The following is a 25,572-nucleotide window of genomic DNA, read 5'->3' on the forward strand; positions in this document are numbered from 1 at the left end:
GTCAGAGCGAGCGGAGGGCGCCGCCGTCGACGGGGACCATCAGTCCGGTCAGGTAGGAGGCGGCCGGGGAGAGCAGGAACGCGGCGACCTTGCCGAACTCCTCGGGGGTGCCGTAGCGGCGGAGCGGGATGGCGGCGCCGGCCTCGGCGCGGGCGGCCTCCGGGTCGGGGGCGAGGGCGTCGAGTTCGCGGACCCGGTCGGTGTCGATCCGGGCGGGGAGCAGGCCGAGCACCCGGATGCCGCGCGGGCCGAGCTCGTCGGCGAGGGACTTGGCGGCCATGGCGAGGCCGGGGCGCAGGCCGTTGGAGATGCCGAGGCCGGGGATCGGCTGGCGGACCGAGCTGGAGAGCACGAAACCGATCACGCCGCCGGAGGGCAGGGCGGCGGCCGCGGTGCGGGCGAGGCGGAGGGCGCCGAGGAAGACGGACTCGAAGGCGTCGCGCCAGGCGGACTCGGGGGTGGTCTCGACCGGGCCGGCCTGGGGGCCGCCGACGCTGATCAGGATGCCGTCGAAGCGGCCGAAGCGCTGGTTCGCCTCGGCGATCAGGCGCTCGGCGGTGTCCGGGTCGGCGTTGTCGGCGACCAGGCCGTGGGCGGTGCCGGGGCCGTCGAGCTCGGCGACGGCGGCGTCGACGGCTTCCTGGGTGCGGCCGCTGACCAGCACGTGGGCGCCGTCGGCGACGAGTTCGCGGGCGGCGGCGAGGCCGAGGCCCCGGGTGGCGCCGGTGACGATGTAGGCCTTGTTCTTCAGTCCGAGATCCATGGGGACATCTTGCCGGGCGAAGCCCTGTCCTGCGGATTCGCTCTGGCGTTGACGTCGGGGGGAAGGTTTACGGTCGGTACCGGCTGTTCGGGAGGAGTGGTTCGGCGTGCGGATCGGGGAGTTGGCGGAGCGGGCGGGGACGACCACGCGGGCGTTGCGGTACTACGAGCAGTTGGGGCTGTTGCCGGCCCGGCGGGCGGGCAACGGGTACCGGGCGTACGACGAGGGGGACCTGCGGCTGCTGCGGGAGATCCGGATGCTCCAGGACTTCGGTTTCGAACTGGAGGAGACCCGGCCGTTCGTGGAGTGCCTGCGGGCCGGACACCCGGACGGGGATTCCTGCCCGGCCTCGCTGGAGGTCTACCGGCGCAAGCTCGCCGAGCTGGACGAGTGCATCGGGCGGCTCCAGGAGGTGCGCGAGCAGGTGGCCGGGCAGTTCGACCGGGCCGTCCGGGCGCGGGACGAACTCGCCGTCTCCGAGCAGCCGCCCCAGTGTGAACTGACGGAGGAGTAGACGATGGTGCGGATCGCGGGTGTGCCGGCGGTGACGGACGAGACCTTCGCGACGGAGGTGCTGGCGGCCGAGGGGCCGGTGCTGGTGGACTTCACTGCGGACTGGTGCCCGCCGTGCCGGATGATGGCGCCGGTGCTGGCGGACGTCGCGCGGGAGGAGGCCCACCGCATGCGGGTGGTGAGCGTCGACGTGGACCGCAACCCCCGGACCCAGGCGGCGTACGGGGTGCTGTCGATGCCGACCCTGATGCTGTTCCGCGGCGGGCAGCCGGTGCGGTCGGTGGTGGGCGCCCGGGCGAAGGCCCGGCTGCTGCGGGAGTTGGAGGACGTCCTCTAGCGCGGCCGGGCCCTCAGGCGGGCAGGGCGTCGAGCTCGACCTCGGGTTCGGCGGCCTGCTTGGCGCGGTCCTTGGCCTCGCGGCGGATGAGCACCCAGACACCGACCGGGATCATCGCGGTGAACAGCCACCACTGGATGGCGTAGGCCATGTGCGGGCCGATGTCCGAGTGGTTCGGCTCGGGGATCAGCTGGGGCTGGTCGGCCGGGGCCGGGGTGGTGGCGGTGAGCTCCAGGTAGCCGCCGAGGAGGGTGGTGCCGGTCTCCTTGGACTGCTGCTCCGTGTTGATCAGGTTGAACTGGCGGGCGGGGAGGCCGGCCCGGTCCCGGACGAAGCCGCCGCTGCTGCCGGTGGTCTCGTCGGCGCGCAGCCGGCCGGTGAGGGTGACCTCGCCGGTCGGGGCGGCCGGGACGGGCGGGTACTCGGTGGCGCCGTCACCGGAGGGGACCCAGCCGCGGTTGACCAGGACGGTGCCCTTGCCGTCGGAGAGCTTCAGCGGGGTGACGACGAAGTAGCCGATGGTGCCGTTGGAGTCGGTCCGCTTGCGGACCACGAACTCGTGCGCCGGGTCGTACTGCCCGGTGGCCGTCACGGCACGCCAGGTGAGGTCGGAGGGCACCGCGGCGCCGGGGGCCGGCGCCAGGGTGTCGAAGGGCGTCGGCGATGCCGTGAGGGCCTTGCCGATCAGCTCGTTCCGGGCCACCCGGGCCTCGTGGCGGTGCAGCTGCCAGAAGCCCAGCTTGATCGTCGCGGGGATCAGCAGCAGCGCGATCAGCATGGTGATCAGCCACTGGCGGGTCAGCAGAAATCGGTACACATGGGAACGGTACGCCGACCTCACAACCGGCTCACGCACCGGGGTGCGGGGCGACCTCGCGCAGCAGCTGGAGGAAGGCGTCCTCGGTGACGATCGGGGTGCCGACGTCGCGGGCCTTGCGGGCCTTGCCACTCCAGCTGGTCGGCTCGTTGGTGACCAGCAGGCTGGTCAGCCGGCTGACCGAGGTGGCGATGTGCAGTCCGGCCTCCGCGGCGCGGTCCTCCAGCACCTCGCGGTCGGTGGCGGTGTCGCCGGTGAAGGCCACCCGCATGCCCTGGACCAGCGGCTTGCCGTCCTCCCAGCGCCCCGGGTTGGGGTACGGGCAGGGCGGGCGCTTCTTGGCCTGGCGGTACTGGGAGCCGGTCCAGTTGCCGCGGCCGGGGGTGGCGGGCTCGTCCTCGCCGAGGTCGGTGACCGCGACGCAGGTCTGCAGCGGCAGCGGGAGGCCGGCCAGGCGGGCCAGGTGGAGGCTGGGGCGGAAGGCCTCGGCGAGCACCCGGGCGTCGTCCAGGGCGTTGTGGGCCTGGCGCTGCTGGACGCCGAAGTGGGCGGCGAGCGAGGAGAGCTTGCCGTTGGGCAGCGGGAGGCGCAGGTCGCGGGAGAGCACCATGGTGCACAGCCGCTGTTCGACCGGGGCGTGGCGGCCGGCCCGGGAGAACTCGCGGGAGATCATGTTCCAGTCGAAGAGCGCGTTGTGCGCGACCAGCACGCGGTTCTCCAGGCGGGTGGCGAACTCGTCGGCGATCTCGGGGAAGGTCGGCGCGCCGGAGAGCAGTTCGGCGGTGAGGCCGTGGATCCAGACCGGGCCCGGGTCCCGCTCGGGGTTGACCAGGGTGTACCAGTGGTCGGTGACCTCGCCGTCGTGGTCCAGCTGGTAGACGCCCGCCGAGATGACGCGGTCGGAGCGGCCGAGACCGGTGGTCTCGACGTCGACGACCGCGAAGCCCTCGGCGGGGGCGGCTGAGCGCTGGGCGGGAACCGGGGCGGTCCGCGGCGCGCCGTACGTCTCGGGCTGGATCGGTTGCATGGTCCAACAGGATAAGGGGCGAGCTGACGCGGTCCGGTCGAAATGTTCCGGTCGGGCGGCCGGAATAGAGTGGTCGGCGGGGGTGTCGTACATCTGGTCGAGATCGTTTCCGGCCGCTCGGCCGGACTTGTGTGAGGAAGAACGCATGCGTGCCACGGTGATCCACGGACCGAACGACATCCGGATCGAGGAGGTACCGGACCCGGTGATCCAGCGCCCGACGGACGTGGTGCTGCGGGTGGTGAACGCCTGCATCTGCGGCAGTGACCTGTGGGCCTACCGCGGGGTGGCCCAGCGGGTGGCCGGGCAGCGGATCGGGCACGAGTTCCTGGGCGTGGTCGAGGAGGTCGGCGCCGAGGTCCGCGGCTTCGCCAAGGGCGACCTGGTGGTCGCCCCCTTCGTCTGGTCGGACGGCGTCTGTGAGTTCTGTCTCGAAGGCCTGCAGACGTCCTGCCCGCACGGCGGCTTCTGGGGGGAGGTCGGCTCGGACGGCGGCCAGGGCGAGGCGGTCCGGGTGCCGTTCGCCGACGGCACGCTGGTGAAGCTGCCCAAGGAGGCGGCGGGTGACGAGAAGCTGCTGCCGGGGCTGCTGGCGCTGTCCGACGTGATGTCCACCGGGCACCACGCGGCCGTGTCGGCGCGGGTGCGCCCGGGCGCGACGGTCGCGGTGGTCGGCGACGGCGCGGTGGGCCTGTGCGGCGTGCTGGCGGCGAACCGGCTGGGCGCGGGCCGGATCATCGCGCTGGGCCGGCACCCGGCCCGGACCGAGCTGGCGCGGCGCTTCGGGGCGACGGACGTGGTGGCCGAGCGCGGCGATGCCGCGATCGAGGCGGTGAAGGAGCTGACCGGCGGGCTGGGCGCGCACGCGGTGCTGGAGGCGGTCGGCACCGAGGAGTCGATGCGGACGGCGATCTCGATCGCCCGGGACGGCGGCGCGGTCGGTTACGTGGGTGTGCCGCACGGCGGCAGCGCGGGCGTCGACATCGGTCAGATGTTCGGCCGAAACGTTTCGCTCAACGGCGGCGTCGCGCCGGCCCGGGCGTACATTCCCGAGCTGCTGCCGGACGTGCTCTCGGGCGCGATCGAGCCGGGCCTGGTCTTCGACCGGACGGTGGACCTGGACGGCGTGCCGGACGGCTACCGGGCGATGGACGACCGCTCCGCGCTGAAGGTCCGGATCGCCTTCTGACCTTTCGTCAAAAGGGCGGCACCGTTGGACGGTGCCGCCCTTTTCGGTTGCCGCGGCCGGATCCATGAGTGACCGGAGAGGTGTTTTTCGGCCAATTGGATGGCGCGAGGGGGTGAACGACCAGCTGATCGCGGTCAACCCCTTCCGGGGTGGGCGCGACGCTCCTAGCATTGCGCGGCGCGCACGAGGAATGTGACGCCCCTCACGTTCGATTCATCCCCTCGTGTGACCGCCACACCGAAGGAGTGAGGAGACAGAGTGGATTCGCCGCCGATCACCACTACCGCCACGGAAGTCCAACTCATCGACGACAGCGAGGAGTTCCGTACCCTGCGGCGCTCGTTCCGGAGCTTCGCCTTCCCGGTCACCATCGGCTTCGTGCTCTGGTACCTGCTCTACGTCCTGCTCTCCTGCTACGCCCCCGGCCTGATGGGCACCAGGGTCCTCGGGCACATCAACGTGGCCCTGGTGCTCGGGCTGCTGCAGTTCGTCACCACCTTCGTCATCGCCGGCTGGTACGCCCGCTACGCGGACCGGCGGATCGACCCGCCCGCCGCCGCGATCCGCGAGGCCCACGGTGCCGTCGTCAACGCCCCCCGGGAGGCCGCCGAATGACAGTGCTCGCCAGCTCCGCCACCGATCACCGCGGCCTGACGATGGCCCTGTTCGGCCTCTTCGTACTGACGACCCTGGCCATCACCCTCTGGGCCGGGCGGCGGAACCGCAGCGCCTCCGACTTCTACGCCGGCGGGCGCGGCTTCACCGGTTTCCAGAACGGCCTGGCCATCTCCGGCGACTACATGTCCGCCGCGTCCTTCCTCGGCATCGCCGGCACCATCGCGCTGGCCGGCTACGACGGCTTCCTGTACTCGATCGGCTTCCTGGTCGCCTGGCTGGTCGCGCTGCTGCTGATCGCCGAGCCGCTGCGCAACTCCGGCCGGTTCACCATGGCGGACGTGCTCGCCTTCCGGATGCGCCAGCGCCCGGTGCGCACCGCCGCGGGCGTGTCCACCATCGTGGTGTCGATCTTCTACCTGCTGGCCCAGATGGTCGGCGCCGGGACGCTGGTCACCCTGCTGCTCGGGGTCGAGGGGAACGCCGCCAAGCGCTGGACCGTCGTCGCGGTCGGCGCGCTGATGATCATCTACGTGGTGATAGGGGGCATGAAGGGCACCACCTGGGTGCAGATCGTCAAGGCCGTGCTGCTGATCGCCGGCGCGGCGCTGATGACCGTCCTGGTGCTGGCCAAGTACCACTTCAACCCCTCGGAGCTGCTCGGCGCGGCGGCGAGCGCCAGCGGCAAGGGCGAGGCCTTCCTTCAGCCCGGGCAGAAGTACGGCACCGGCACCGCCAAGCTCGACTTCATCAGTCTCGGCATCGCGCTGGTCCTCGGCACCGCCGGCCTGCCGCACATCCTGGTCCGCTTCTACACCGTGCCCACCGCCAAGGCGGCCCGGAAGTCGGTGCTCTGGGCGATCGGCATCATCGGCGTCTTCTACCTGATGACCCTCGCACTCGGCTTCGGCGCGGCGGCGCTGGTCGGCTCCAAGCAGATCAAGGCGGCCAATGCGGCCGGCAACGCGGCCGCCCCCCAGCTGGCCGAGGCGCTCGGTGGCGGCAGTGGCAGCACCGGCGGGGCGATCCTGCTCGCGGTGATCTCGGCGGTCGCCTTCGCCACGATCCTCGCCGTGGTCGCCGGGCTCACCCTGGCCTCGTCGGCCTCCTTCGCGCACGACCTGTACGCCAACGTGATCCGGCGCGGGAAGGCGAGCGAGCGGGAGGAGGTGCGCTCGGCCAAGTGGGCGGCCGTCGGGATCGGCGCGGTCTCGATCGTGCTCAGCCTCTACGCGGACAAGCTCAACACCGCCGCCCTGGTGGCGCTGGCCTTCGCGGTGGCGGCCTCGGCGAACCTGCCCACGCTGCTCTACTCGCTGTTCTGGAAGCGCTTCACCACCGCCGGCGCGGTCAGCTCGGTCTACGCCGGCCTGATCAGCTCGGTGCTGCTGGTCGTCTTCTCCCCGGTGGTCTCGGGCGGCGCGACCTCGCTCTTCCCGCACTCCGACTTCCACTGGTTCCCGCTGGAGAACCCCGGCCTGGTCTCCATCCCCATCGGCTTCCTGGCCGGCTGGCTGGGCACCCTGCTGTCCAAGGAACGTCCCGACCCGGCGAAGTACGCTGAACTCGAGGTCCGCTCGCTGACCGGGCTGGGTGCCCACTGATCGTTGCGGCATGACTATGCTGGCCCGGCCCCGCCGTGACGGTGGCCGGGCCGGCTGCTTTCTCGGAAGCCGGCCGCTCTTCGGGAAGGGAAGCCACGTGCTGCTCGACACCTTCGGACGGCAGGCCGTCGACCTGCGGGTCTCCCTGACCGACCGGTGCAACCTCCGCTGCACGTACTGCATGCCGGAGGAGGGCCTGCAGTGGCTGGCCAAGCCCGACCTGCTGACCGACGAGGAGATCGTCCGGCTGGTCACCCTGGCCGTGCGCGACCTGGGCGTGCGCGAGGTCCGCTTCACCGGCGGCGAGCCGCTGCTGCGCCCCGGACTGGTCGCGATCGTGGCCGCCTGCTCGGAGCTGGAGCCGCGCCCCGAGCTGTCGCTGACCACCAACGGCATAGGGCTGGCCCGGACGGCCACCGCGCTGCGCGAGGCCGGGCTGGACCGGGTCAACGTCTCGCTGGACACCCTCGACCCCGAGGTGTTCTTCACCCTCACCCGCCGTAGGCGCCACCAGGACGTGCTGGACGGGCTGGCCGCAGCCGAGGCCGCCGGACTGGCGCCGGTGAAGCTGAACTCGGTGCTGATGCGCGGGGTCAACGACCACGAGGCGGCCGACCTGCTGGCCTGGTGCCTGGAGCGGGGCTACGAGCTGCGCTTCATCGAGCAGATGCCGCTGGACGCCCAGCACGGCTGGGACCGCTCGTCGATGGTCACCGCGGGCGAGATCCTCGAACTGCTGCGCACCCGCTTCGAGCTCACCCCGGAGGCGTCCGCGCGCCGGGGTGCGGCGCCCGCCGAGCGTTGGACGGTGGACGGCGGCCCGGGCCGGGTCGGCGTGATCGCCTCCGTCACCCGGCCGTTCTGCCGGGCCTGCGACCGGACCCGGCTGACCGCAGACGGACAGGTGCGCAACTGCCTGTTCGCGACCGGGGAGACCGACCTGCGCACCGCGCTGCGCTCGGGGGCGGACGACGCGGAGCTGGCCGCGCTGTGGCGGGCGGCGATGTGGGGCAAGAAGGCCGGGGCCGGGATCGACGACCCGGAGTTCCACCAGCCCGAGCGGCCGATGTCGGCGATCGGCGGTTAGAGCGCGCCCTGGTCCTCCTCGGGCGCCCAGTCGGCGAAGGCGACGACCTCCTTGAGGAAGCCGCGCACGCCCAGGAACTGGGACAGGTGCTCGCGGTGCTCCTCGCAGGCGAGCCAGGTCTTGCGGCGGTCCGGGGTGTGCAGCTTGGGGTTGTTCCACACCAGCACCCAACGGGCGTCCGCCCGGCAGCCCTTGGCGGAGCAGATCGGGGTCTGCGGGGTGTCCATCGGGGGCCGTCCTCGGTGCTCGGCGGGTGCGTCGTCACCGCCAAGTCTGTCACGCCGCCCGGGCCCGACCGGATCCGGGCATGGCGACGCCGGGCAGCCACGGGGGGAGCCGCCCGGCGTCGGTCCGTCGCTCCGACGGGGGATGCGGAGCGCGTACGCAGTATGTCACGCCGAGACCCTCGGATGGGGAGGTCTTGCATGATTAATCTGAGCTTCTTTTGAGCTTTCGCCGAGCCGATTCGGGCTCAACCACCGTGAAGCGGACGGTCAGTCCGTGCCCTGTGAAGTTCCGGTGCCAGCGGTCTTTGCCTGTCCTGTACCAGTGGGCGCACCAGCCCCACCCGTACCACCCGGGCCGAGCATCAGCGGGGTTTCGGAGGGGAAGTCGAAGGTGCTCGGCAGGCTCGGCGCCTGTTCCCGGCCCGCGTTGGCGACCAGCACCGCGAAGTACGGCAGCAGCACGCCGCCCGCCAGCGCCGCGAAGGCGAGCCAGCGCTGGACGTCCCACAGCGCCACCGCGAGCAGCACGCAGAGGGTGCGGATCAGCATCGAGATGACGTAACGGCGCTGGCGACCCCGGACGTCCTCGGTGAGGCTGCTGCGCGCCCCCGTGATCCGGTAGACCTGTTCGCCTTCGGCGCTCTTGCCCATGTGTCCTACCGCCCTCGTCCACGCACCCGCGCGCCGTGCCGCGCGGCCTCCTCACGGTACGCCCGGGCGCCGGGGACGACGAGACCGGGTGGGCGGGGCCCACCCGGTCGGGCGTGATCGGAGGGCCGTACGGCCCCAGCTGGTGTCAGGAGCGCCGGGAGAGGTACTGCGGGGGTACGGCGTCGGTGAGCCATACGCCGTTCTCGCTGAGCCGGAACTCGTGGCCGGCCGCCGCCATCGCGGCCGCGTTCACGGTCAGCACGACCGGGCGGCCGTGCCGGGCGCCGACCCGGGTCGCGGTCTCGGTGTCCGCCGAGAGGTGCACGTCCTGCCGGGTCATCGGGCGCAGGCCCTCGCGGAAGATCGACGCCAGGTGGCGGTCGGCGGTGCCGTGGTAGAGCACGTGGGGCGGCGCGGCGGCGGTCAGACCGAGGTCGACCGCCACCGTGTGGCCCTGGTTGGCGCGGATGGAGAGGCCGTCCGGCGAGAAGCCGAAGCGGCGCTTGTTGTTGGTGGCCACGACGTGGTCGAGTTCGGCCCTGGTGAGCGGCCTGCCCTTCGCCGCGAGGGCGTCGAGCAGGACCTCGACCCGGACCCACCCGGAGCCGTCCAGCGTGATCCCCACCAGCTCCGGCTCGTGGCGCAGGATGCGCGACAGCATCTTGCTCGACCTGACCAGCCGCTTCTCGTCCATCATGTTCTTCGTATCCCCCCGTTGGCCAGCGGCTATGAGGCCTGGCTGACCGAACTCATGTTGAAGTCCGCGACACGCACGGGTGGCATCGCGGTGCGGGTGAAGTAGTCGCTCCACTCGCGGGGCAGGCAGCGTTCGGTGCGGCCCGCCTCGGTGATCCGGCCGAGCAGGTCGACCGGGGACTCGTTGAACCGGAAGTTGTTGACCGCGCCGACCACTTCGCCGTTCTCCACCAGGTAGACGCCGTCCCGGGTGAGGCCGGTGAGCAGCAGCGTCGCCGGGTCCACCTCGCGGATGTACCAGAGGCAGGTGAGCAGCAGGCCGCGCTCGGTGCGGGCGATCATCTCGTCCAGGGTCGGCGCCGACTCCTGGTCGGCCGTCTCCAGCACCAGGTTGTCGATCGCGGGGCGCAGCGGCAGGCCGGTGAGGCCGGCCGCGTGGCGGCTGGTGACCAGCTCGGTCAGCACGCCCTCGCGGATCCAGTCGGTGGCGGTGATCGGCGTGCCGTTGTCGAAGACCGAGACGTCGCCGCCGCTGCTGTGGGCCAGCACGAACGGGGCGGCCTCCAGGCCGGGTTCGTCCGGGTCGGCGCGCAGCGTCAGCGGCAGGCCGGCGAGCTTGTCGCCGAGCCGGGTGCCGCCGCCGGGCTTGGAGAAGACCGTCCGGCCCTCGTGGGCGTCCCGGCCGCCGGAGGACCAGTGGAGGTTGATCATCAGGTCGGCGACGGCCGAGGGCGGCAGCAGCGTCTCGTACCGGCCGGCCGGCAGGTCGATCCTGCGGGCGCCCCAGCCGAGGCGCTTGGTCAGCTCGGCGTGCAGGGCCGGGACGTCGATGTCGGTGAAGTCCCGGGTGGCGGCGCCGACCCAGGCCGAGCCGGTGAGGTCGGCCGTCTTGCCGTTGATCTCGACCATGCCGGTGGGCTGGTCGTGGCGCAGCCGCAGGCCGGTGGAGCTGCCCAGGTAGCTGGTGGTGAGCTCGTGCCGGGCGAAGCCGTAGAGCAGCTCGCCCTGGGCGGCGGCGCGGGCGAAGGCCTCGCCGAGGGCCGGGCCGAAGGCGTCGAACACCTCGATCGAGGTCTCCGCGGGCGGGGCGGTGAAGTCCGGGGACTGCGGCCGGTCGGCGACCAGGGGCTGGGCGTCCTCGGCGGGGCCGGCCGCGCGGGCGGCCGCCTCGGCGGCCCGGACCAGGCCCTCGACGTCCTCGGCGGTGACGGCCTCGCGGGACACCACGCCGGAGGCGGTGCCCTCGGCGCCGGCCACGGTGGCGATCACGGTGAGGCGGCGGCCGCGGGTGACGCCGTTGGTGGTCAGGGAGTTGCCGGCCCAGCGCAGGTTGGCGGTGGACTCCTCGTCGGCGATCACCACGCAGCCGTCGGTGCGGGAGAGGCCGAGTGCCAGCTCGACGAGTTCGTGGGGCTGCATCGCGGTCATCAGTGACCCGCCTCCTGCTGGGTGTTGAGCACGTTGACGTTGCGGAACAGCGCCGAGGGGCAGCCGTGGCTGACCGCCGCGATCTGACCGGGCTGCGCCTTGCCGCAGTTGAAGGCGCCGTTGAGGACGTAGGTCTGCGGGCCGCCGACCGCCGCCATCGAGCCCCAGAAGTCGGTGGTGGTGGCCTGGTAGGCGAAGTCCTTGACCTGGCCCGCGAGTTCGCCGTTCCTGATGGCGTAGGCGCGCTGGCCGGTGAACTGGAAGTTGTAGCGCTGCATGTCGATCGACCAGGAGCGGTCGCCGACGATGTACAGCCCGTTCTCCACCCCGGCGAACAGGCCCTCGGTGTCCGGGCCGCCGGCGGCGGGCTGGAGCGAGACGTTGGCCATCCGCTGGACCGGGACGTGCGCGGGGGAGTCCGCGAAGGCGCAGCCGTTGGAGCGCTCGAAGCCCTTCAACTTGGCCATGCCGCGGTCGAGTTGGTAGCCGACCAGGACGCCGTCGCGGATCAGGTCCCAGGACTGGGTGGCGACGCCCTCGTCGTCGTAGCCGATGGTGGACAGGCCGTGCTCGGCGGTGCGGTCGCCGGTGACGTGCATCAGGTCGGAGCCGTAGCGCAGGCTGCCGAGCTGGTCGAAGGTGGCGAAGGAGGTACCGGCGTAGGCGGCCTCGTAGCCGAGCGCGCGGTCCAGCTCGGTGGCGTGGCCGATCGACTCGTGGATGGTCAGCCAGAGGTTGGACGGGTCGATGACCAGGTCGTAGCGGCCCGCCCGGACGCTCGGGGCCTTCATCTTCTCGGCCAGCAGGACGGGCAGTTCGGCGAGCTCCGCGTCCCAGTCCCACTCGCCGCCGGTGAGGTACTCGTAGCCGCGGCCGACCGGCGGGGCCAGGGTGCGCATCGAGTCGAAGGCGCCGGTGCGCTCGTCGACCGAGGTGGCCTCCAGGTCGGAGTAGAGCCGGATCCGCTGCTGGGTCGTCATGGTGCCCGCGGTGTCCGCGTAGAACTTGTTCTCCTGCACCGTCAGCAGGGCGGCCTGGACGTGCGAGACGCCCCGGGCGGCCAGCAGCCGGGAGCTGCGCTCGGCGAGCAGGGCGGTCTTCTCGGCGTCCGGCACCTCGAAGGGGTTGACTTCGTACGCGGAGACCCAGGTGACGTCCCGGTGGACGGGCTCGTCGGCCAGCTCGACCTGCTCGGTGGAGCCGGCCGCCCGGCTGATCCCGCCGGAGAGCCGGGCCACCGCGACGGCCTGGGCCGCGACCTTCGCCGCGGCCTCGGGGGTGAGGTCCACCCCGGCGGCGAAGCCCCAGGCGCCGTCCAGCAGGACCCGGACGGCGAAGCCCAGCTGCACGCTGTCGGAGGTGCCGGCCGGCCGGGCGTCGCGCAGCCGCCAGGAGGCGCTGCGGACCCGCTCCAGGCGGAAGTCGGCATGACCGGCGCCGAGTTCACGGGCCCGGCTGAGGGCGGCGTCGGCGAGGGAGCGCAGCGGGAGGGCGAGGAACAGCGGGTCGACGGCGCGCCCGTGCAGGGCGCGGGCGCCGTCGGCCGGAGGGATCGGAGGCAATCGGGCTCCCAGGTCGCGGAGGGTGGCGGTGCGGGCGCCACAGGGGCGTCCGCACCGCATCATTTCCCGTCCACCGGGGTTCCGGCCAGCGTATTCGGCCCGGTGCGTTGCGGTTTCGGCCAGGGTGATTCGGTGCCGTCAGGAGACGGCCTCCCACCAGCCGTCCAGCTCCGGGGGGTTGTCCACGTCGACGCGCTCGCCGGGGCGCGGGACAGCCAGTGGGACGGCCTGGGTCTTGGCCTCCTTGAGCAGCCGTTCGATCGGCTCGGCCCACGGGTGCAGGCCCAGGTTGAAGGTGCACCAGTGGACCGGCACCAGCAGCCCGGCCCTGAGGTCCCGGTGGGCGAGGACGGCGTCCTCGGGGGTCATGTGGATGTCCGCCCAGGCCGCGTCGTAGGCGCCGATCTGCACCAGGGCGGCGTCGAAGGGGCCGTGCTGCTCGCCGATCCGGGCGTAGCCCTCGAAGTAGCCGGAGTCGCCGGTGTAGAAGACCTTGCGGCGGGGGCCGGCGATCACCCAGGAGCCCCAGAGGGTGGTGTTGCGGGTCAGGCCGCGGCCCGAGAAGTGGTGCGCGGAGGTGAGGGTGAGCACCAGCTCGCCCAGGGTGCAGGTCTCGTCCCAGTCCAGCTCGATGATCCGGTGCTCGGGGACGCCCCAGCGGCGCAGGTGGCCGCCGATGCCGAGGGGCACCGCGAAGGGCGCGGACTGGCTGCGCACCAGGCGCTTGACGGTGGCCATGTCGAGGTGGTCGTAGTGGTCGTGCGAGATCAGCACCGCGTCGACCGGCGGCAGCTCCTCCAGCTCGACGGGCACCGGGTGCAGCCGCTTGGGGCCGACGTGGGCGGCGGGGGAGCAGCGGTCGCTCCAGATCGGGTCGAGCAGGACGCGCGAGCCCTCGACCTCCACCAGCGCGGAGGCGTGTCCGTACCAGGTGATCTCCACGCCCTCGGCGGCCGGGCCGGTCGCGGCGGCGGCGGGGCGTACGGTGGGCACCGGGCGGGCCGGGACGCGGCCCTCGCGCTGGAACAGCATCCGGCGGACGGTGTCGCGGTCGAAGTCCGGGGTGCTGCCGGCCCGGGCCAGGGTCGAGGGCGCGTTGTGGAAGACGCCGTCGCGGTACTGGGGGGAGTCGCGCACCCGCTCCTCGCGCTCGCCGTCCGGGCGGCGCCCGAACGCCGCGGGCAGGTCGCGCAGCGACCAGACGGTCGCGCCCAGGCCCGCCGCCAGGGCGGTGAGGGCGAGCAGTCGTCCGCGTCGGTGGGTGCTCCCGGGCCGTGCCTTGGTCATGCGCCCTGCCTTCGTTTCCTCGCCGGGACTCTTCGGGGAAGGGTACGGCCGGTCCCGGGGCGGTTCGCACCACGGGGGCAACGGGCACGCCCGCCCGTGTTGTTCCCGGACAGCTCGCCCCGATCCCGGCGGGGCTCCGGCCTGCGGCGGACGGCCCCGGGACGCCCGGTGCTGCGGGTGCGGATTGTCGGATTGCGACAGTTCCGCCGGTGCGGCGCTGTGGGAGCCCGATTCGCCGCCGCCGCCGACCGCCCGATAGCGTCACACTGCGTACGCATTCCGACGTACGCGCTCACACACGGAGAGAGGTGGATCGTTGAGCCGCTCGGTTCTCGTCACCGGAGGAAACCGGGGCATCGGCCTCGCGATCGCTCAGGCCTTCGCCGAAGCGGGCGACAAGGTGGCCATCACCAGCCGCTCGGGTGAGGTGCCCGAGGCGCTGGCCAAGTACGACGTCCTCGCGGTGCGCTGCGACATCACGGACGCCGCGCAGGTCGACGCCGCCTTCACCGAGATCGAGCAGAAGCACGGCGCGGTCGAGGTGCTGGTCGCCAACGCGGGCATCACCAACGACACCCTGCTGCTGCGGATGTCCGAGGAGGACTTCACCTCCGTCCTGGACACCAACCTGACCGGCACCTTCCGGGTGGTCAAGCGCGCGTCGAAGCTGATGATGCGTGCCAGGAAGGGCCGCGTGGTGCTGATCTCCTCCGTGGTGGGCCTCTCCGGCTCGCCGGGCCAGGCCAACTACGCCGCCTCCAAGGCCGGCCTGGTCGGCTTCGCCCGCTCGCTGGCGCGCGAGCTCGGCCCGCGCAAGATCACCGTCAACGTGGTCGCCCCCGGCTTCGTCGACACCGACATGACCGCCGTGCTCAGCGAAGAGCGCCGCGCGGAGATCGTCTCGGGCGTGCCGCTGGGCCGCTACGCGGCGCCCGCCGAGGTCGCCTCCACCGTGCGGTTCCTCTCGTCGGACGAGGCCGCGTACATCACCGGAGCCGTCATTCCCGTCGACGGCGGATTGGGCATGGGTCACTGATCATGAGTGGAATCCTCGAGGGCAAGCGGATCCTGATCACCGGCGTGCTGATGGAGTCCTCCATCGCGTTCCACGCCGCCAAGCTCGCGCAGGAACAGGGCGCGGAGATCATCCTCACCGCCTTCCCGCGCCCGAGCCTGACCGAGCGGATCGCCAAGAAGCTGCCGAAGCCGGTCAAGGTGCTGGAGCTGGACGTCTCCAACCCGGAGCAGCTGGCCGGCATCGCCGACCAGGTCCGCGAGACCCTGCCGACGCTGGACGGCATCGTCCACTCGATCGGCTTCGCGCCGCAGGACGCGCTGGGCGGCAACTTCCTGGACACCCCGTGGGAGTCCGTGGCCACCGCGATGCACGTCTCCGCGTACTCGCTGAAGTCGCTGACCATGGCGCTGCTGCCGCTGATGCAGGATGGCGGCGCGGTCGTCGGCCTGACCTTCGACGCGCAGTTCGCCTGGCCGCAGTACGACTGGATGGGCCCGGCCAAGGCCGCGCTGGAGGCGACCAACCGCTACCTGGCGCGCTACCTGGGCGAGCGGGACATCCGCTGCAACCTGGTCTCGGCCGGCCCGCTCGGCTCGATGGCCGCCAAGTCCATCCCGGGCTTCGGCGACCTGGCCGACACCTGGAACCACCGCTCCCCGCTGAAGTGGGACCTGAGCGACCCGGAGCCGGCCGGCCGCGCCATCGTCGCGCTGCTGTCGGAGTGGTTCCCGAAGACCACCGGCGAGATCATCCACGTGGACGGCGGCCTGCACGCCATCGGCGCCTGATCGGCTGAGTCCTCCGCTGCCCGGCACCCCGTCGAGGGGTGCCGGGCAGCGGTGTTTCCCGGGGACCGGGTGAGTCACGCCTCCGCGGTCGCGCAGGCGCCGATGGCGCGGCCGGCCTCGACCGAGGCGCGCTGGGCGTCGCGGTCCCGGATGGCGTCCCGGATGGTGTCGTGCCCGATGTAGCGCTCGGCGATCAGCTCGGGGCCGACGTCGTTGCGCAGGTGCTCGCGGGTGACCTCGCCGAGGTCGGAGTAGACGGCCAGCAGCACGTCGTTGTGGGCGGCGGCCACCACGGCCTGGTGGAAGGCGGCGTCGGCCTGGACAAAGTCCTCGGCGTCGCCGGAGCGCCAGGCGGCTTCGCGCCGGTCCAGCGCGGCGTCCAGCAGGCCGAGGTCGCGCTCGGTGCGGCGGACGGCGGCCAGGCCGGCCGCGGAGGTCTCCAGCGCCGCCCGCAGCTCGGCGACCTGCGCCTGGTCGGCGTCGGCGAAGCGGCGGTGCATCACCCCGGCCAGCTCGCTGGTGGCGAGCACGTAGGTGCCGGAGCCCTGGCGGATGTCGAGCAGCCCGTTGTGGGCGAGGGCGCGGACGGCCTCGCGGACGGTGTTGCGGGCCACCCCCAGCTGCTCGACCAGGGCGGCCTCGGTGGGGATGCGCGAGCCGACGGGCCACTCCCCGGAGGTGATCTGGGCGCGCAGCTGCGCGATCACCTGGTCGGACAGCGGGGTGCGCCTCGGAGAGGACAGCGCCACGGGGACTCCTTGCGACTACGGGGTGGGTGGCCCCTGGAGGGAGGTGGCCGGTGGATGAACGGTCGGCACATCATGCCAATTCCAAGGTGCATCAATTCATCCCATCATTCTATGATGGCCCGCATGCCTCCCGCAGCAGACACCACCGCCTCCCCACGAACCGAGGCCCGGCCGCAGACCGAGCGGCCCACCGCCCCCGCCAAGTACCTCGGCGTGCTGTTCGCCGTCGCGATCGCCGCCGCCGCCGTCAACCTGCGTCCCGTGGTCACCAGCCTCGGGCCGCTGCTCGACCAGGTCCGCGCCGACCTCGGGATGAACCCGACCCTGGCCGGACTGCTCACCGCCGTCCCCTCGCTGTGCTTCGCGCTGTTCGGTTTCGCCGCCCCCGCGGCGGCCCGCCGGATCGGCCCGATCGCGGTGGTCACGGCCGGCATGGGCGCGATCACCGCGGGCGTGCTGGCCCGCTCCTTCGCCGGCGGCACCGCGGTGTTCCTGCTGCTCACCGCGCTCGCCCTGGCCGGCGTGGCGGTCTCCAACGTGCTGCTGCCAGTGGTGATCAAGCGGTACTTCCCGGAGAAGGTCGGTCCGATGATCGGCCTGTACTCCATGGCGCTGTCCGCCGGCACCGCGCTGGCCGCCGCCGTCACCGTGCCGCTGACCAGCGCGCTCGGCGGTGACTGGCGCTACGGCCTGGGCATCTGGGCCGGACTGGGCGCGCTCGCCCTGCTGCTCTGGCTGCCGGTGCTGATCGGCCGGCGCGAGCGCGGCGAGCGCGCGGGCGGCGCCGTCGCCCCCGCCAAGCTGCCGATCACCCGCAGCCGCACCGCCTGGGCGATGGCCTGCTTCTTCGGCCTCCAGGCCACCGGCGCGTACGTGGTGATGGGCTGGCTGCCGAAGATCTTCCAGGATGCCGGTGTCGACAAGGGCACCTCCGGGGTGCTGCTCGCGGTCACCATGGTGATCGGCGTGCCGGTCTCCTTCGTGCTGCCCAACCTGGCCGCCCGGCGCGGTGACCAGCGGCTGTTCGTGGTGGTGCTGGCCTCCTGCGGCATCGCCGGGTACGCCGGTCTGGCGCTCGCCCCGGCCGGGGCGCCGTGGGTCTGGGCGGTCCTGGTGGGCCTGTCCAACTGCGCCTTCCCGCTGGTGCTGACGATGATCGGGCTGCGCGCCCGGACCGCGGGCGGGGTGGCGCAGCTGTCCGCCTTCGCCCAGGGCGTCGGCTACCTGATCTCCATCCCGGGCCCGATCCTGGTCGGCCGGATCTACCAGGCCACCGGCCAGTGGTACGGACCGCTGGGCTTCCTGGCGCTGCTGCTGGTGCCGCAGATGCTGTTCGGCCTGCGCGCCGCGCGGGCCCGGCACATCGAGGACGAGGCCGTTCACCCGGCCGAGCGGGTCAAGGCCTGACCGGCAAGGTCAAGGCCTGGCCAAGGCGGCGGGGCCGGCGGGGGACGGGCGTGTTCGGGGTGGGAGAATCCGGACATGCCCGTTCTCGACCCGAATCCCACTGACGGCCGCAAGCAGCTCGGCCGCATCGCCCTCGCCTTCGGCGGCATCGTGGTGCTGGTGGCGATCATCGCCACCGTCGCCGCCTCGATGGGCTGACCCCCTGGGGGGTGGCAGCCGCCGGGCGCGTCGCGCCCCCGGGCCGCTTTTCTGCCAAGCTTGCTGGGTATGAGCGCCGACACGCCCCGCAGGATCATCGTTCTCCGTCACGCCAAGGCCGACTGGCCGAACGGCGTGGACGACCATGAGCGGCCGCTGGCCGACCGGGGCCGCCACCAGGCCCCGGACGCAGGACGCTGGATGGCCGATTCCGGGATCAACCCCGAATTCGTGCTCTGCTCCACCGCCCTGCGCACCCGCGAGACCTGGAAGCTGGCGGCGCACGAGCTGCCCAAGCGGGCCCGCAAGACGGTGTACGAGGACCGGATCTACGAGGCCAGCCCAGGCGAGATCATCACCGTCCTCCAGGAGACCCCGGAGGATGTCGCGGATGTGGTGCTGGTCGGCCACAACCCCGGGGTGCTGGGCCTGACCCAGGTGCTGGCCGGGGACGCCGGCGACCGGGACGCGCTGGAGCGGTTGCGCCTGGGCGGCTTCCCGACGGCGGCGATCGCGGTGCTCAGCTTCAGCGGCTCCTGGAAGGGCGTCGAGCCGGGCGTGGCCGAGCTGGTCTCGTACCACACGCCGCAGGACTGACTCTTGAAACATGCGTGAGGGGCGTGCGGGCCGGATCCGCGCGCCCCTCACATACGTCCACAGGACCTACTCGATCGGGAGGCCGTCGGCCGCCTCGACCTCCTCGCGGGTGATGCCCAGCAGGTAGAGCACGGTGTCCAGGAACGGCACGTTCACCGCGGTGTCGGCGGCCTCGCGCACCACCGGCTTGGCGTTGAAGGCCACCCCGAGCCCGGCCGCGTTCAGCATGTCCAGGTCGTTGGCACCGTCGCCGATCGCCACCGTCTGCTCCAGCGGCACCTTCGCCTGCTCGGCGAAGCGGGCCAGCCAGCGGGCCTTGCCGGCCCGGTCCACGATCTCGCCGACCACCCGGCCGGTGAACCGGCCGTCCACCACCTCCAGGGTGTTGGCCGCCGCGAAGTCCAGCCCCAGCAGGTCCACCAGGTGGTCGGTGACCTGGGTGAAGCCGCCGGAGACCACCGCGACCTGGAAGCCCAGGCGCTGCAGCGTACGGATCAGGGTGCGGGCGCCCGGGGTGAGCCGGACCTCCGCGCGGACCTTCTCCGTCACCGAGGCGTCCAGCCCGGCCAGCAGCGCGACCCGGGCCCGCAGCGACTCGGCGAAGTCCAGCTCGCCGCGCATCGCCGCCGCCGTCACCTCGGCCACCTGCTCCTCGCAGCCCGCGTGGGCGGCGAACAGCTCGATCACCTCGTCCTGGATCAGCGTGGAGTCCACGTCCATCACGATCAGGCGCTTGGCACGGCGCTCCAGCCCGGCGGCCACCACCGCGACGTCCACCCGCTGGGCGGCCGCCTCCTGGGCCAGCTCGGCCCGCAGCTCCTCGGTGGCCACCCCGGAGACGGCCAGTTCGACCGCCGTCACCGGGTACTTGGCGAGGCGGAAGACACGGTCGATGTTCCCGCCCGCCGCGGTGATCCGGGAGGTCAGCGCGGACACGGCGGAGGCGGTCAGCGGGTTGCCGAGCACCGTCACGTGCGAACGGCCCTCGCGGCGCGGCCGGTTGTCGCCGATGCCGGAGAGGATCTCGGCCTGCAGCTTCTGCTCGTCGGCCCAGCGGTGCACGGTGGCCCGCAGGCCGCCCTCGGCGCCGGGCGCGTGGGGCGGGGTGACCAGGGCGCACAGCGTGATGCGGCCACGGGTGACGACCTGCTCGATGTCGATCACGTCGACGCCGAAGCCGGCCAGGGTGGCGAAGAGGCCGGCGGTGATGCCGGGGCGGTCCTTGCCGAACACCTTGACGAGCAGGGTGCGCTCGTCCGCGGTCCGGGGCTGGGCGGCGGGGAGGGGCTCAGCGGCCAGGGGCGATGCGTTCATGGTGATTCCAACGCTACCCGTCGGCCGCCGGGCCGAGGGCACCCGTCCCACGTCGCGGGACACGCGCGCGCCGGGCCCGTCCGGCGGCCGCGGGTAGCAGCCTGGTCACAGTCACCCGGGGTGACTTTCATCGGCGGACGGCGGGCTGGAATGATTCCCCCGTCAGTCAGAGGAACAGCGCACCCCGGCCGGGGGCCGAATTCGGGGGAACCGAGAGAGCGGGGCAGGCGAGCAGTGCCGCAACTCGTCATTGAGATCAACGGACAGCAGCGGACTCTTGAGCCCGGGCGGTCCTACACCATCGGACGCAACCCGCAGTCGGACTTCCCGTTCGACGACGCCAGGGTCTCCTGGCAGCACGGGACCATCAGCTTCAACGGCAGCGGTTGGCAGCTGGACGACCACGGAAGCACCAACGGCACGTACGTGTCCGGCGCCCGCACCATGCAGGCCCAGCTGTTCCCCGGTGGCGTCGTCAACCTGGGCAACCCGGAGAACGGGCCCCGACTCGCCTTCTCCGCGCCCGCGCACGCCGCCGCCCCGCAGCCCTCCCCGGTGCACGAGGCCGTCACCAGCCGCAGCCCCAACCCGGCGCCCCAGCAGGCCGCGCCGCAGCAGCCGTGGCCGGGTCAGGACCCGTACCAGCAGCCGCAGCAGGCCTGGCCGGGCCAGCCCCAGCAGCAGTACGTGCCGCAACAGCAGCCGTACGCGCCGCAGCCGCAGGACCAGCAGCCGCCGCAGCACGGCGGGTTCCCGCAGCAGCAGGGCTTCACGGCCCCGCCGCAGCAGGGCGGTGGCGGCGGCCCGCAGCCGACGATGATCCGCAGCCTGACGGCCGGCATGCGCACCGTCAGGATCGGCCGTGCGCTGGACAACGACATCGTGGTGTCCGACCTCCAGGTCTCCCGCCACCACGCCGAGCTGCGCCAGCTGCCGGACGGCCGCTACGAGATCGTCGACCTCGGCAGCCACAACGGCATCTTCCTCAACGGCCAGCCGGTGCAGCGCCAGCTGATGGGCCCGCAGGACCGGCTGACCGTCGGCCACTCCAGCTTCGTGCTGGTCGGGGACCAGCTGCAGGAGTTCGTCGACACCGGTGCGGTCTCCTTCTCCGCCCGCCACCTGACCGTCGAGGTCGAGCACAAGGGCGGCAAGAAGATCCTGCTCAACGACGTCAGCTTCGGCGTCCCGGAGAAGTCCCTGGTGGCCGTCATCGGCCCGTCCGGCTCCGGCAAGTCGACCCTGCTGCGCGCCCTCACCGGCTACCGCCCGGCCGACCGCGGCGAGGTGCTGTACGACGGCCGCAACCTCTACAAGCAGTTCGCCGAACTGCGCTCCCGCATCGGCCTGGTGCCGCAGTCGGAGATCCTGCACCGCGAACTCACCGTCCGGAAGGGCCTCAAGTACGCGGCCCGGCTGCGCTTCCCCGGCGACACCGAGGCCCGCGAGCGCGACGCCCGGATCGACGAGGTGCTCTACGAGCTGCGCCTGGACAAGCGCGCCGACAACAAGATCACCGCGCTCTCCGGCGGCCAGCAGAAGCGCGTCTCGGTCGCGCTGGAGCTGCTCACCAAGCCCTCGCTGATCTTCCTGGACGAGCCCACCTCGGGCCTCGACCCGGGCATGGACCGCGAGGTCATGCAGATGCTGCGCGGCCTCGCCGACGACGGCCGCACGATCCTGGTCGTCACCCACTCGGTGGCCGAACTCGCGCTCTGCGACCGGCTGTTGGTGATGGCGCCGGGCGGCTCGGTGGCCTACTTCGGCCCGCCGGACGAGGCCCTGCACTTCTTCGGGTACGAGACCTGGGCGGACGTCTTCCAGGCCTTCGAGAACTACCCGGACCACGACTGGGCCGGCCGCTACCGCGGTTCGGTGCACTACCAGCAGTACTCCGCCCCGACCGTCGAGGCGGGCGAGGTGCAGCACGTCCAGGTCGCCCAGGAGGCCATCAAGCCGCCCAAGCCGCAGAGCTGGGGCTCGCAGCTGTGGACGCTGATGCGCCGCTACATGTCGGTGCTCGCCTCCGACCGCGGCTTCCTGGCGCTGTCGGTGCTGCTGCCCGCGGTCATCGGCGCGGTCAGCGTGCTGATCCCCAACGAACCGGGGCTCGCACCCAACCCGAAGACGCAGCTCCACCTCAACAACGGGGCCGCGACGATCCTGCTGATCCTGGCGATCGGCGCCTGCTTCTCCGGAGCGGCCAACTCGGTCCGCGAGCTGATCAAGGAACGGGCGATCTACGAACGGGAACGGGCCACCGGCCTGTCCCGCTCGGCGTACATGATGTCCAAGATCATCGTGCTGGGCATCTTCTCCGTGATCCAGGGCGCGATCATCTCCGCGGTCGGCTTCCTGCCCCGCAAGCTCCCCGAGCACGGCCTGATCGTCCAGAACATGCCGATGATCGAGATGACCATCGGCATGATCCTGCTGAGCTTCGCCGCGATGATGTTCGGCCTGATGATCTCCGCGCTGGTGAAGACCGCCGAGAAGACCATGCCGCTGCTGGTCATGTTCGCCATCGTCCAGGTCGTCTTCACCGGCTGCCTGTTCCAGATCTTCGGCAAGCCCGGCCTGGAGCAGGTCGCCTGGCTGATGCCCGCCCGCTGGGGCACCGGCATCGTCTCCACCACGCTCAACCTGTCGGAGCTCATGGGCCCCTGGAACAAGGACTTCCAGCACCCGAACTACGACCCGCTGTGGAAGCACTCCGTCGCCCAGTGGGCGATCGACGCGAGCGTGCTGGTCGTCATCTCGATCGTGATCGGCGTGATCGTGACCCGGCTGCAGCGCCGGCACGAGCCGGAGGTCATGCAGAAGGGCTGACACCCCTCGCCGCACAGGGCGGCTCTCCCCGCGAGGGGAGGGCCGCCCTTCGTGGTCCCGTCGGCCGTGGACCGGGGGCCGGGGGACGCCGGTCCTAGGTCCCCGGACCTGCGTCCGGGACGGCCGGGGACGGACGCGGACGCCCCCGCGACGGCGGTAGTTTGGCGGTATGCCCAGCACCACCGGTGACCACCGGACCCCCGACGGCCCGCCCACCGCCTGCGACCCGCTGGCCGGCATCGAAGCCGTCAGCCAAGCCCTGCTCGCGATGAGCCGGCACCTGGAGGTGCGCGAGGTGCTGCGCCGCATCACCGCCTCCGCCCGCGACCTGCTCGACGCCGAGTACGCGGCCCTCGGCGTGCCCGACGACCACGGCGGCTTCGCCCAGTTCGTGGTCGACGGCGTCACCGACGAGCAGTGGCGGGCGATCGGCCCGCTGCCCCGTCAGCACGGCGTGCTCGCCGAACTCCTGCACGAGACCGGCCCCACCCGCCTCGTCGACGTCCGCAAGGCCCCCGCCTTCGAGGGCTGGCCCGCCGCCCACCCCGAGATGGACGCCTTCCTCGGCATGCCCGTCCTGGACACCGACGCCGCCGAGGACGAACCGCAGGTGATGGGCGTCATCTTCCTCGCCAACAAGCGCGGCGGCGGCCTGTTCACCGACCACGACGAGGAACTGTTGCGGATCCTCGCCGCGCACGCCGCCCTCGCCCTGTCCAACGCCCGCCTGTACGAACGCAGCCGCGAACTCACCCTGGCCGGCGAGCGCGCCCGGATCGCCCACGACCTGCACGACGCCGTCTCGCAGAAGCTCTTCTCGCTGCGGCTGACCGCCAAGGCCGCCGCCAAGCTCGTCGACCGCGACCCGGCCCGCGCCCGCGCCGAACTCGCCGAGGTCGCCCGGCTCGCCGCCGAGGCCGCCGACGAACTGCGCGCGGTGGTGGTCGAACTGCGCCCCGCCGCCCTGGAGGAGGACGGGCTGAGCGCCACCCTCGCCTCCCAGGTGCAGGTCCTCGACCGCGCGCACACCGCCGACCTCGCCTTCGCGGCCGACGGCGTCCGGGCCCTGCCGCCCGCCCAGGAGGCCGCGCTGCTGCGGGTCGCCCAGGAGGCGCTGCACAACGCGCTGCGCCACTCCGGTGCCGGCCGGGTCACCGTCACCCTGGCCGGCACTCCCGCCCGCGGCGCCGTGCTGCGGGTGCGCGACGACGGGCGCGGCTTCGACCCCGATTCCGTCCGCCGGGCCGGCCGACACCTCGGCCTGGCCTCGATGCGCGACCGCGCGGCCGCCGTCGGCGGCACGCTCACCCTGGAGTCCGCCCCCGGCAAGGGGACGCTCGTCGAGATGGAGGTCCCCGGTGCCTGAGAGCACGCCGTCGATCCGCGTCCTGCTGGTCGACGACCACCAGGTGGTCCGCCGCGGGCTGCGCACCTTCCTGGAGGTCCAGGACGACATCGAGGTGGTCGGGGAGGCCGCCGACGGGGCCGAGGGCGTCGACCGCGCCCGCGAACTCGACCCGGACGTCATCCTGATGGACCTTAAGATGCCCGGCGTCGACGGCATCGAGGCGCTGCGCACGCTCAAGGGCGAGGGCAGCCGGGCCCGGATCCTGATCGTCACCAGCTTCACCGAGCACCGCACCATGGTCCCCGCGCTGCGGGCCGGCGCCGCCGGGTACGTCTACAAGGACGTGGACCCGGAGGCGCTGGCCGGGGCGATCCGCTCGGTGCACGCCGGTCACGTGCTGCTCCAGCCCGAACTGGCCGAGGCGCTGCTCGCCGACGAGGGCCCGCGCGCCCCGCAGGGCCGCGGGGGCACCCTCACCGAGCGCGAGCGCGAGGTGCTCGGCCACATCGCCGACGGCCGCTCCAACCGGGAGATCGCCCGCAGCCTGCACCTGTCGGAGAAGACGGTGAAGACCCACGTGTCCAACATCCTGATGAAGCTGGACCTCGCCGACCGCACCCAGGCCGCGCTGTGGGCCGTCCGCAACGGCGAGACCCGCGAGTCCTAGCCGTCCTCGCGTTCGTCCACCAGGGCGTTGTAGGCCGCCACCTGAGCGCGGCGGGTGGTGCGCCGCAGCGGGGCCAGCACGGACTGGCGGGCGGCCATCTCGGAGGCGCTCACGGCCGCGCCGTGGCCGCCCGAGGCGATCGCCAGCAGGGCGGACACCTGACGGGCCGACTCCAGCACTCGCACGGCGCGCGGCGGGTAGCCGGGGGCGAGCAGCTCGGTGTGGCCGCGCCGGCGGTACGCCTCCAGGGCGCGCAGCGCCTCCGGGCCGGCGCCCGCCACGTCCAGCCGGGTGAGCAGCACGGTGGCCTCGCGCAGCCCCTCCGTCAGCTCGCGCTCGGCCTCGGGCAGCGAGGGCACGTCGGCCGGCGGGGTGTCGTTGACCTCGGCGCAGCGCCACAGCACGGTGGCCGAGCGGTCCCCCTCCGGGCCGTACACGGTGACCTCCGGCACCAGGCCGAGCGGTACGCCCACCGCGAGCACCGCCTCGCCCGCCGCCATGGCGCGCTCGTTGAAGGCCGCCGGGCCGGTCAGCCCCAGCGGGTGGCCGGCCGAGGGCAGCGCCAGGCGCAGGCCCTTCACGCCCAGCACCCGCAGCCGGCCGAGCGCCCAGGTCAGCCCGTGCTGCTCGCCCGGAGCGTCCCCGGGCAGCCCGGTCACCCGGTGGCCCTCGTCGGCGCCCAGCACGGCCGCGGCGGCGTTGTCGGGCGGCACCAGGCCGCTCAGCAGGGCGTTGCCCCAGGCGGTCAGCCGCCCCGAACGGGGCTCTTCGTACGGATTGTCGGCAGGAGTCGCGAGCATCCAGCCAGCCTACGGAATCGGCGGTCATCCGCGTGGCGTAGGTTTGCCCATGCG

General features: G+C 72.7%; 26 protein-coding genes. 14 read left to right on the plus strand and 12 right to left on the minus strand.

Features of this window, described 5'->3' with window-relative positions; all coding sequences use genetic code 11:
• Window position 1: 1 nt before the first annotated feature.
• Complete coding sequence (locus ACIG5E_RS32380; protein ID WP_396539536.1) at window positions 2-763, minus strand: SDR family oxidoreductase; 762 nt, start codon at window positions 761-763, stop codon at window positions 2-4.
• 106 nt (window positions 764-869) lie between these two features.
• Here ACIG5E_RS32380 and ACIG5E_RS32385 point away from each other — a divergent pair, with 106 nt between their 5' ends.
• Window positions 870-1,277 (plus strand): MerR family transcriptional regulator, encoded by a 408-nt coding sequence (locus ACIG5E_RS32385; protein ID WP_396539538.1) that lies wholly within the window; start codon window positions 870-872, stop codon window positions 1,275-1,277.
• A gap of 3 nt (window positions 1,278-1,280) precedes the next feature.
• Window positions 1,281-1,613 carry a thioredoxin gene (gene trxA / locus ACIG5E_RS32390; RefSeq protein ID WP_396539540.1) on the plus strand — a complete coding sequence of 111 codons (333 nt, stop codon included), beginning with the start codon at window positions 1,281-1,283 and terminating at the stop codon, window positions 1,611-1,613.
• A gap of 13 nt (window positions 1,614-1,626) precedes the next feature.
• On the opposite strand, the gene ACIG5E_RS32395 is transcribed toward trxA, so the two are convergent.
• Entirely contained in the window at window positions 1,627-2,430 is an 804-nt protein-coding gene (locus tag ACIG5E_RS32395; RefSeq protein ID WP_396539542.1) for an SURF1 family protein, read from the minus strand.
• 31 nt (window positions 2,431-2,461) lie between these two features.
• Window positions 2,462-3,457, minus strand: a complete 996-nt coding sequence (locus ACIG5E_RS32400; RefSeq protein ID WP_396539544.1) for a DEDDh family exonuclease — start codon at window positions 3,455-3,457, stop codon at window positions 2,462-2,464.
• Window positions 3,458-3,602: 145 nt separating this feature from the next.
• Here ACIG5E_RS32400 and ACIG5E_RS32405 point away from each other — a divergent pair, with 145 nt between their 5' ends.
• From ACIG5E_RS32405 to moaA, 4 genes are all read left to right on the plus strand, one after another.
• Window positions 3,603-4,646 (plus strand): zinc-dependent alcohol dehydrogenase family protein, encoded by a 1,044-nt coding sequence (locus ACIG5E_RS32405; protein WP_396539546.1) that lies wholly within the window; start codon window positions 3,603-3,605, stop codon window positions 4,644-4,646.
• Window positions 4,647-4,904: 258 nt separating this feature from the next.
• Complete coding sequence (locus ACIG5E_RS32410) at window positions 4,905-5,261, plus strand: DUF485 domain-containing protein (RefSeq protein ID WP_396539548.1); 357 nt, start codon at window positions 4,905-4,907, stop codon at window positions 5,259-5,261.
• Window positions 5,258-6,865 (plus strand): cation acetate symporter, encoded by a 1,608-nt coding sequence (locus tag ACIG5E_RS32415; RefSeq protein WP_396539550.1) that lies wholly within the window; start codon window positions 5,258-5,260, stop codon window positions 6,863-6,865. The genes ACIG5E_RS32410 and ACIG5E_RS32415 overlap by 4 nt, the downstream gene beginning before the upstream one ends.
• Before the next feature lie 97 nt (window positions 6,866-6,962).
• Window positions 6,963-7,952, plus strand: coding sequence for a GTP 3',8-cyclase MoaA (gene moaA, locus ACIG5E_RS32420; RefSeq protein ID WP_396539552.1), 990 nt, complete (start codon window positions 6,963-6,965; stop codon window positions 7,950-7,952).
• On the opposite strand, the gene ACIG5E_RS32425 is transcribed toward moaA, so the two are convergent.
• From ACIG5E_RS32425 to ACIG5E_RS32450, 6 genes are all read right to left on the minus strand, one after another.
• The gene (locus tag ACIG5E_RS32425) at window positions 7,949-8,179 is read right to left on the minus strand and encodes a hypothetical protein (RefSeq protein ID WP_396539554.1); all 231 of its coding nucleotides are present in this window, start codon (window positions 8,177-8,179) and stop codon (window positions 7,949-7,951) included. The genes moaA and ACIG5E_RS32425 overlap by 4 nt on opposite strands.
• A gap of 267 nt (window positions 8,180-8,446) precedes the next feature.
• The gene (locus ACIG5E_RS32430; protein ID WP_396539556.1) at window positions 8,447-8,830 is read right to left on the minus strand and encodes a DUF3099 domain-containing protein; all 384 of its coding nucleotides are present in this window, start codon (window positions 8,828-8,830) and stop codon (window positions 8,447-8,449) included.
• A gap of 145 nt (window positions 8,831-8,975) precedes the next feature.
• Window positions 8,976-9,524 carry an RNA 2'-phosphotransferase gene (locus ACIG5E_RS32435; protein WP_396539558.1) on the minus strand — a complete coding sequence of 183 codons (549 nt, stop codon included), beginning with the start codon at window positions 9,522-9,524 and terminating at the stop codon, window positions 8,976-8,978.
• Window positions 9,525-9,556: 32 nt separating this feature from the next.
• Entirely contained in the window at window positions 9,557-10,954 is a 1,398-nt protein-coding gene (locus ACIG5E_RS32440) for a metallopeptidase TldD-related protein (protein WP_396539560.1), read from the minus strand.
• Complete coding sequence (locus ACIG5E_RS32445; protein ID WP_396539562.1) at window positions 10,954-12,516, minus strand: TldD/PmbA family protein; 1,563 nt, start codon at window positions 12,514-12,516, stop codon at window positions 10,954-10,956. Before ACIG5E_RS32445 ends, ACIG5E_RS32440 begins: the two co-directional genes overlap by 1 nt.
• A gap of 138 nt (window positions 12,517-12,654) precedes the next feature.
• Window positions 12,655-13,803, minus strand: coding sequence for an MBL fold metallo-hydrolase (locus tag ACIG5E_RS32450; protein ID WP_396539564.1), 1,149 nt, complete (start codon window positions 13,801-13,803; stop codon window positions 12,655-12,657).
• 316 nt (window positions 13,804-14,119) lie between these two features.
• On the opposite strand from ACIG5E_RS32450, the gene fabG reads away from it, so the two are divergent.
• Both fabG and fabI read left to right on the plus strand, forming a co-directional pair.
• Window positions 14,120-14,839 (plus strand): 3-oxoacyl-[acyl-carrier-protein] reductase, encoded by a 720-nt coding sequence (gene fabG / locus ACIG5E_RS32455; RefSeq protein WP_396539566.1) that lies wholly within the window; start codon window positions 14,120-14,122, stop codon window positions 14,837-14,839.
• A 2-nt stretch (window positions 14,840-14,841) separates the two neighbouring features.
• A complete protein-coding gene (fabI, locus tag ACIG5E_RS32460; protein WP_380412844.1) occupies window positions 14,842-15,609 on the plus strand; it encodes an enoyl-ACP reductase FabI in 768 nt (255 codons plus the stop codon).
• A gap of 74 nt (window positions 15,610-15,683) precedes the next feature.
• Here fabI and ACIG5E_RS32465 read toward each other — a convergent pair whose 3' ends face one another.
• Window positions 15,684-16,358 (minus strand): FadR/GntR family transcriptional regulator, encoded by a 675-nt coding sequence (locus tag ACIG5E_RS32465; RefSeq protein WP_396539569.1) that lies wholly within the window; start codon window positions 16,356-16,358, stop codon window positions 15,684-15,686.
• 123 nt (window positions 16,359-16,481) lie between these two features.
• On the opposite strand from ACIG5E_RS32465, the gene ACIG5E_RS32470 reads away from it, so the two are divergent.
• The 3 genes from ACIG5E_RS32470 (at window position 16,482) to ACIG5E_RS32480 (ending at window position 18,560) form a co-directional block, all read left to right on the plus strand.
• Entirely contained in the window at window positions 16,482-17,765 is a 1,284-nt protein-coding gene (locus ACIG5E_RS32470; RefSeq protein ID WP_396539571.1) for a CynX/NimT family MFS transporter, read from the plus strand.
• A gap of 75 nt (window positions 17,766-17,840) precedes the next feature.
• On the plus strand, window positions 17,841-17,963 hold the full coding sequence (locus ACIG5E_RS32475) for an SGM_5486 family transporter-associated protein (RefSeq protein ID WP_396539573.1): 123 nt from the start codon (window positions 17,841-17,843) through the stop codon (window positions 17,961-17,963).
• 69 nt (window positions 17,964-18,032) lie between these two features.
• Window positions 18,033-18,560, plus strand: a complete 528-nt coding sequence (locus ACIG5E_RS32480) for a SixA phosphatase family protein (protein ID WP_396539576.1) — start codon at window positions 18,033-18,035, stop codon at window positions 18,558-18,560.
• A 66-nt stretch (window positions 18,561-18,626) separates the two neighbouring features.
• On the opposite strand, the gene serB is transcribed toward ACIG5E_RS32480, so the two are convergent.
• A complete protein-coding gene (serB, locus tag ACIG5E_RS32485) occupies window positions 18,627-19,874 on the minus strand; it encodes a phosphoserine phosphatase SerB (RefSeq protein WP_396539578.1) in 1,248 nt (415 codons plus the stop codon).
• A 234-nt stretch (window positions 19,875-20,108) separates the two neighbouring features.
• On the opposite strand from serB, the gene ACIG5E_RS32490 reads away from it, so the two are divergent.
• The 3 genes from ACIG5E_RS32490 (at window position 20,109) to ACIG5E_RS32500 (ending at window position 24,718) form a co-directional block, all read left to right on the plus strand.
• Complete coding sequence (locus tag ACIG5E_RS32490; RefSeq protein WP_396539580.1) at window positions 20,109-22,703, plus strand: FHA domain-containing protein; 2,595 nt, start codon at window positions 20,109-20,111, stop codon at window positions 22,701-22,703.
• 169 nt (window positions 22,704-22,872) lie between these two features.
• Window positions 22,873-24,069: a GAF domain-containing sensor histidine kinase gene (locus ACIG5E_RS32495; protein ID WP_396539582.1), complete on the plus strand. Its 1,197-nt coding sequence runs from the start codon at window positions 22,873-22,875 to the stop codon at window positions 24,067-24,069.
• Window positions 24,062-24,718 (plus strand): response regulator, encoded by a 657-nt coding sequence (locus tag ACIG5E_RS32500; RefSeq protein ID WP_396539584.1) that lies wholly within the window; start codon window positions 24,062-24,064, stop codon window positions 24,716-24,718. The genes ACIG5E_RS32495 and ACIG5E_RS32500 overlap by 8 nt, the downstream gene beginning before the upstream one ends.
• Here the strand turns inward: ACIG5E_RS32500 and ACIG5E_RS32505 are convergent.
• On the minus strand, window positions 24,715-25,518 hold the full coding sequence (locus tag ACIG5E_RS32505; protein WP_396539586.1) for a hypothetical protein: 804 nt from the start codon (window positions 25,516-25,518) through the stop codon (window positions 24,715-24,717). The two genes, ACIG5E_RS32500 and ACIG5E_RS32505, sit on opposite strands and share 4 nt — an antisense overlap.
• Between the last annotated feature and the right edge of the window lie 54 nt (window positions 25,519-25,572).

The organism is Kitasatospora sp. NPDC053057 (genome assembly GCF_044546945.1).
Taxonomy (GTDB): Bacteria; Actinomycetota; Actinomycetes; order Streptomycetales; family Streptomycetaceae; genus Kitasatospora.